The sequence below is a fragment of the Eggerthella sp. genome, assembly GCF_048329335.1.
Taxonomy (GTDB): Bacteria; Actinomycetota; Coriobacteriia; order Coriobacteriales; family Eggerthellaceae; genus Eggerthella; species Eggerthella lenta.
In genome coordinates, this window is record NZ_DBFEGU010000349.1 from 1 (window position 1) to 5,937 (window position 5,937).

Consider the following 5,937-nt stretch of genomic DNA (forward strand, 5'->3'; position numbering starts at 1 on the left):
GTCGGAGTTCCAGACGCCATCGGATATCACATGGCCGCCCGAGCCGTTGACGACGTCCGCGGTGGTGCCGCCGGACGGTGCCGTGGAGGGGGAGTTCGTGACGGCGACCTCGACGTTGCCTCCCTCGTCGATCGCGGCCCATGTGACGGTCTCGACCGCCTTGCCGCCGGTCTCGCATCCGTCGAGCGAGCGGGCGAGCGCGGCGCTGCGGCGGGCGGTGGAGTCCACGGTGGCCGCGGCATCGTCGCCGGCCCGCTGCGTCACGAGGACGCGGCCCTGGCCGGTCGTGACGGTGAGCTCGTCGGCGGGCGCGCCGACGTCCTGCCCGTCGAGCGTGAGCGTCGGGCATATCTTGGCGATGTCGGCGGGCGCGACGGATTCGGCGCCGGACGCCTTATCGCCGTCGGTCTTGGTCTTCTCGACGGCGGACGGTGAGCTGTCGATCGGCTCGGGTCGGTTGGATGCGATGGCGATTCCGGCCCCGCCGATGGCGAGGACGGCGACGACACCGGCGCAGATTACCGCCTTGCGGCGCGCGGCTGGCTCCGCCAAGAGGTCGCGGATCTTGTCGATCGGGTTGTTCTTCATGGCATGGTCCTTTCGAGATATAAGCCTGATGGTCTCTTCGTTTGTTCGGTCCCCTCTGGTGTGCCCCTAGCGCACCGAGGAGTATTCGGGGAGCGCGGGAATGCGCTCGCGGGGCGCGGACGGATGCTCCACGGGCTTCTCCTTCTTCGCTCCCGCCTGTCGGCGGCAGGCGGAGATGAGGGCCCAGGCCCCGCGGCCGACAAGGGCGACCGCCCCGATCGCGCATGAGGCGACGAGCAGGGCGAGCGACCCCGCGAGCTTGATGAGTTCATAGCCCAGCTTGATGAAGGGCCAGAGGATTGCGAGCACGAACGCTCCGATGATGATGGTGGGCAGCATGGGTCGGTCCTTTCCCTCGGGTTTTACTGCGTGCTCAGTCCTCGGTATCGGGAGGATCGAGCGGCGCGATGGCGACGTAGTCCTCGTTGCGCCGGCGGAGCACGAACGTGATCCGGTGGTCGTGGGCGTTCCGGCAGAACGTGAACAGGCGGCGCAGCACCCTCGTGTATTGGTTGCAGGCGTAGTTCCCCATTGTCCTGTATCCCGGGTCCACGGGGGCGATGGCGACGTATGCCCGGCCTTGCTTGAGCACGGTGCAGGGCACCGACGTGTCGTGCACCCGCTTCGCGATCGAGGCGAAGTTGTTCTTGAGCTCGGTTATCCCCACCGACGCGGGCGGCGGCAGTTTGGCTCTTCCATCCATTTCGGCACCTCCTTCCGATAGTGCGTTTATCGAGATGGGAAGCGGTTTTATCGCTTTCTTACCTTTTTTATACCCGTTTTTATTCCCTCTTTTGTGCCTCATTTCCATGGTGTGACATGTTTGCCGGAAAAATTCAGCCGACGAATACCGTGAGGGTCCTCGCCCTGCCGCCTGCGAAGTTTCCGGTGCACGTCACGAGCGTGACGGCGCGCGTGGCGTGCTCGCACAGGTCGTCGCACCCCTCCGCCCTCGCGCCCGCCTGCGCCGAGAGGTCCGCGAGCCATGCCTGCGTCTCGGCGGCGGCGGTGAGGTTGAACCTCTGGATGCCTGCAAAGCTCTTGTCGACCGACAGCGAGAATGCCGGGTGGAGGCGCACGGTGCCCTCGGCCGGCGTCGACCAGTACATGTCGCCGAGCGTATCGAACTTCTCCTGCCGCCATGCGTCCCTCAGGTAGGTGAACATCTCGCTGTCGAAGTTGAGGTGGTGTCCGTAGACGAGCGCATGCCGCCCGTCGGCCGTGCCGCGCGGATCGAGGTAGGGGCATCCGGCGAACGACCAGTTCCGGTCGAAGTCATGGTTGAGGTAGAAGCCCTGTGGGTCGCCTTCCCTGGGCGAGACCACCGGGTAGTCGATCGGGGTGCCCTCGACGCTCACCCATGCGGAGATGTCGGGGTTCCGTGCGCGCAGGGCCTCCCAGTCGATGCCGCCGCCTTCGGCGGATCCCGCCTCGGCCGAGATCTCGCTGTAGACGGCGCCCTCGTGCAGGATCGTCCACCCGATGAGGGCGGCAGCGGCGAGCGATGAGGCGCATATGACAGCGAGGATGATATCGAGGGCCTTGCGTTTCCGTCGCGGTCGTCTCTTCATGGGAATCTCCTATCTTTTAGTTGTTGCATTTGGGAGCCGAATATCGAATGCTTTCAAGTGCAATGCAGACTCTGGCGGGCAGGGATGCCGTCATGAGAGATGGGGTGCCGGGCGCGACCCCGTAGAGGAGAATGGCATCCTGCCCCGTTCGGGCAAGGCCGCGGATTAGCTGGATGAGGGGCGATGGGCCACCTCGGATCTCTTTTGGGAGGTTGCGGCCCCGGGCGTTTCGGGCAGGCCCCGCCGCATCGCAGAAGGAGGCCGAGGATGATTTACGCGGGTGTGGACATCGCCAAGATGGACCACGTCATAGGGGCCGTCGACGAGCGCGGGGCGGAGATGTGCCGCCCGATGCCGTTCAAGAACACCGAGGCCGGGCTCGAGAGGGCCGTCGCGTGGCTCGAGGGCCTGGCGGAGTCGCCGTCCGACGTCGTCGTGGGCATGGAGGCCACCGGCCACTACTGGATGGCGTGCTACTCGTTCCTCGTCGCCCGGGGCTACTCGGTCGCCGTGATAAACCCCATGCAGGTCAAGGCGGTGCGCAAGCTCAAGAAGCTCGACAAGGTCAAGAACGACCGCATCGACGCCTGGCTCATAGCCGAGACGCTGCGCATAGGGCAGTACGACGAGACCAGGCTCGCCACCGACGAGGTCGCCTCGCTGAGGTCGCTGTCGCGCTACCTGCAGTCGCTGCGCGGCATGGCCGCGGAGCTCAAGACCCAGTGCGTGTGCCTGATGGACGCGCACTTCCCCGAGTACGCCGGGATATTCTCGGACATGTTCGGGGCCGGCAGCCGCGCGGTGCTGTCCAAGTCCCCGCTGCCCTTCGAGCTGGCGCGCAGGCGCGCCGACTCGCTCGCCCGCGACATCGCCGAGGCGTCCAGGCGCGGCGGGAAGTCGGCCGGCTACGCCGCGAAGATCAAGGCCGCGGCCAGGTCGTCGATCGGCGTGAGGCTCGGCCAGGAGGCGGCCTCGTTCCAGGTCAAGTCCCTGATAAGGCAGATCGAGTTCGCCGACTCCGAGTGCGCGAAGGTCGAGGCGAGGGTGAGGGCCCTGCTCGACGAGGTCGAGCCGCTCGTGCTCACGATACCCGGGGTGTCATACGCCACGGGCGCCCAGATCGTCTCGGAGATAGGCGACGTGTCGCGCTTCCGAAACGCGTCCGCCCTGGTGAGCTACGCCGGGCTGAACTCGTCGGTGAGCCAGTCCGGGCAGTTCGACAGCGGCGGCGGCCCCATAACCAAGCACGGCTCGCCGTACCTTCGCCGCGCTTTGTGGCTGGCGGCCAACCGCGCCAGGCAGCACGACCCGGGGCTGCGCGCCTTCTACGACAAGAAGCGCGCCGAGGGCAAGCCCCACCGCGTGGCCGTCACGGCCGTGGCGAGGAAGCTGTGCCACATCGTGTTCGCGGTGATGCGCGATCAGGTTCCGTACGACCCCGAAAGAGAATAGGGCCGGGCGAAACGGGAGCTCGCCAGGCGGCCTCGCCGCCCGCTTCGCCATGCCCGAAAGCATTCGATATTCGGCTCTCAAGCTGCAACGTTCGGACAATTAACAGTTCTCGAAAACCTACGGTTTAGCCCTTGACTTCATATAGCTGGTCTCCTCTGTAATCGAAAAGGGGCCCGGCGCACGGTTGCGTCGGGCCCCGATGCGGGCTAGTCGGCCCTATCGTCAGTAGCGGTCGCGGATCTCGTCGCGGTATCGGTCATCGTACCCATAGTCGGCGCGGTCGTAACCGTCACCGTGACGGTCTTCATGGCCGTAGTCTTCGCGGTCATAACCATCGTCGTCCGGCTCTTCGTCGTCCGCGGCGGGCGCACGGGTGCGGCGGCGGTAGATGAGGGCTGCGGCCGCGGCGGCGGCGACGGCAAGCGCGGCCGCGAGGCCGATGATGACGTTGCGGCCGGTCTGATCGAGGTTGACCGTGACGGCCTTCGCCGTCTGGGTCACCTGGTCCTCGTCATGGCCTTCGAGTCCGTCGCCCCCGCCGTTGCGGAAGAGGTCCACGCGGGCGTAGTTATCGAGCGCGCGCCCGGCGGTGTAGCCGTCGGTGGCCTTCATGTGGACGATGGCGGGCGCATACGCGGTCTCGGGCCCATCGCCCGAACTGTCGGGATGGAAGCCGTTTTCCTTGGCCGTGTCCTCGGCGCTGGCGATATCGTCATGTGCGTCCTTGATGCCGTCGCGGTCCCAGCCTCCGTCGCGGGTGGTGAAGCCGGCCTCGACGCGGCCGTACTCGAAGCGGACGGCGGTCACGTGCTCATCGTCCTCGAGTCCGAGGTCGGCCACGGAAAGCTCGGTTGCCTCGGTCGTGGGCACGTCGGCGCGCCAGAGCTTCCAGCCGGTGAAGTCGACGGCGCGGCCGTCCTCGCCGAGGGTGGGGGCGGTCGCCTCGTCGGACAGCCAGGGGTTCTCATGGCCGTCGGACAGCGTCGCGTTGGCCCCGGACTCGTCGACATAATCCTCGGGCGTCTTGTCGGTCTTATACCAAACGTTCATCTTCCCGTCGTGGTCCTCGAGGGCCTGCGGCGTGGTGATCGAGGTGAGCTGCGCGCGGCCGTCGACGGCGGCGGTCAGGTCGTCCTCGACCGTGAACTCGTCGGTCCAGGTGCTCGAGGTCGAGCGGAAATCGATGGTGTAGGCATAGGAGCCGTCATTCGACGCCTTGGTCTCGGCCGAGTTCAGGCCGTCGCCGTTTGCCTCGGTGTCCTTGACGACGGGGTCGGCGATTTCCTGTCGCTTGTCGATCTCGCCGCTGACGGAGATGGGCGAGTCGTACATCGTGACGGTCTGGACCTCCCCGGTCTTCTTCACCTCGAACTCGATGCTCTCGGCCTGGTCGTAGGTGGTCGGGGTGCGCTCCTCGGTGAGCGTGTACTTGCCGGGGGCGAGCGCATCGATCTCGTGGTCCTCGGCGGTCGAGGTCCACGAGTCGACGGTCTTGCCCTCCGAATCGGTGACGGTGAGCTTGGCACCCTCGACCTCGGACTCGTCGGTGATGTCGCGCTTGGAGATGCGGACCTTGGTGAAGTCGTCCTCGAAGTTCGCCTGTCCGGCTTCCCGGCCCTCGATTCGGCCGTCGGCGCCGACGGTGAAGGTCTTGATCTCCGGTGCCTCGACGTATCCGGCGGGCGCCTCGCTCTCGGCGACGCGGTACGTGCCGGGCGCGAGGTGCCAGAAGTCGATCGAGCCGTCGGCGCCGGTCACGCCCTCCTCGGCGCTCTTGCCCTTCTTGAGCAGGATGGGCACGCGGCGGGCCTTGCCGCCGGCAACCGAGACGTAGGTCGCCCCGTCCTTATCGACCGCGATGCTGCCGGCGGGTTTGCCCGAGACGGTCAGGTCGTAAGTGCCGGCGCCGAGCCCGCGGCCCTCGTATGCCGAATCGGCATCGGACCAGGCGAGACGGATGGCAGGCATGGTGTATCCGTCGTCGGTGAGGGCGGGCTTGGCGCCGAGCAGGCCGGTCGCGACCTTGGCGGTGTAGGACTTGCCGGCCTCGATTTCGACCTCCTCGCCTTCGAGGGCATTGCCGTCCTGGGTGGCGATCAGGGTGTACGTGCCGGGTTTCATATCGACGGCATCGGCCCCGAGCGGGGTTTCCGGGCCGTCGGGGGATTTGAGGACGAGGGAGGTGCCGTCATCGGCCTCGGCCTTGACGCTTGCGCTCGCGGCGGCCTTCCTGATGGAGACCTCGCTTCCGGCCTCGGCGCGCACGGCGAGGTTGCCGGCGGCGCTGCCGATCGAGATCTCGTCGTCGGCGTTCCAGACCTGGAAC

At 66.9% G+C, this 5,937-nt stretch carries 6 protein-coding genes; 1 reads left to right on the forward strand and 5 read right to left on the reverse strand.

The window, feature by feature from the left end; translation table 11 throughout:
* The 4 genes from ACMO6A_RS10910 to ACMO6A_RS10925 all read right to left on the reverse strand — a co-directional run.
* Nucleotides 1-588: hypothetical protein (locus tag ACMO6A_RS10910; protein WP_418471256.1), on the reverse strand; the 588-nt coding region annotated here is incomplete at its 3' end.
* Between the two features lie 66 nt (nucleotides 589-654).
* Nucleotides 655-927, reverse strand: a complete 273-nt coding sequence (locus ACMO6A_RS10915; protein ID WP_118351426.1) for a hypothetical protein — start codon at nucleotides 925-927, stop codon at nucleotides 655-657.
* Nucleotides 928-961: 34 nt separating this feature from the next.
* Nucleotides 962-1,291, reverse strand: coding sequence for a type II toxin-antitoxin system Phd/YefM family antitoxin (locus tag ACMO6A_RS10920; RefSeq protein WP_418471257.1), 330 nt, complete (start codon nucleotides 1,289-1,291; stop codon nucleotides 962-964).
* A gap of 133 nt (nucleotides 1,292-1,424) precedes the next feature.
* Nucleotides 1,425-2,159 (reverse strand): class B sortase, encoded by a 735-nt coding sequence (locus ACMO6A_RS10925; protein ID WP_418471258.1) that lies wholly within the window; start codon nucleotides 2,157-2,159, stop codon nucleotides 1,425-1,427.
* A gap of 267 nt (nucleotides 2,160-2,426) precedes the next feature.
* Here ACMO6A_RS10925 and ACMO6A_RS10930 point away from each other — a divergent pair, with 267 nt between their 5' ends.
* Complete coding sequence (locus tag ACMO6A_RS10930) at nucleotides 2,427-3,611, forward strand: IS110 family transposase (protein ID WP_418471259.1); 1,185 nt, start codon at nucleotides 2,427-2,429, stop codon at nucleotides 3,609-3,611.
* A 222-nt stretch (nucleotides 3,612-3,833) separates the two neighbouring features.
* On the opposite strand, the gene ACMO6A_RS10935 is transcribed toward ACMO6A_RS10930, so the two are convergent.
* Nucleotides 3,834-5,937 (reverse strand): MSCRAMM family protein (locus ACMO6A_RS10935; RefSeq protein ID WP_418471260.1); only part of this gene is annotated, 2,104 nt, incomplete at its 5' end.

Excerpts from the sequence above, each read along its gene's own strand:
- ACMO6A_RS10920 (WP_418471257.1), bottom strand. The coding sequence starts at position 1,291 with ATGGATGGAAGAGCCAAACTGCCGCCGCCCGCGTCGGTGGGGATAACC.
- ACMO6A_RS10930 (WP_418471259.1), top strand. The coding sequence starts at position 2,427 with ATGATTTACGCGGGTGTGGACATCGCCAAGATGGACCACGTCATAGGG.
- ACMO6A_RS10925 (WP_418471258.1), bottom strand. The coding sequence starts at position 2,159 with ATGAAGAGACGACCGCGACGGAAACGCAAGGCCCTCGATATCATCCTC.
- ACMO6A_RS10915 (WP_118351426.1), bottom strand. The coding sequence starts at position 927 with ATGCTGCCCACCATCATCATCGGAGCGTTCGTGCTCGCAATCCTCTGG.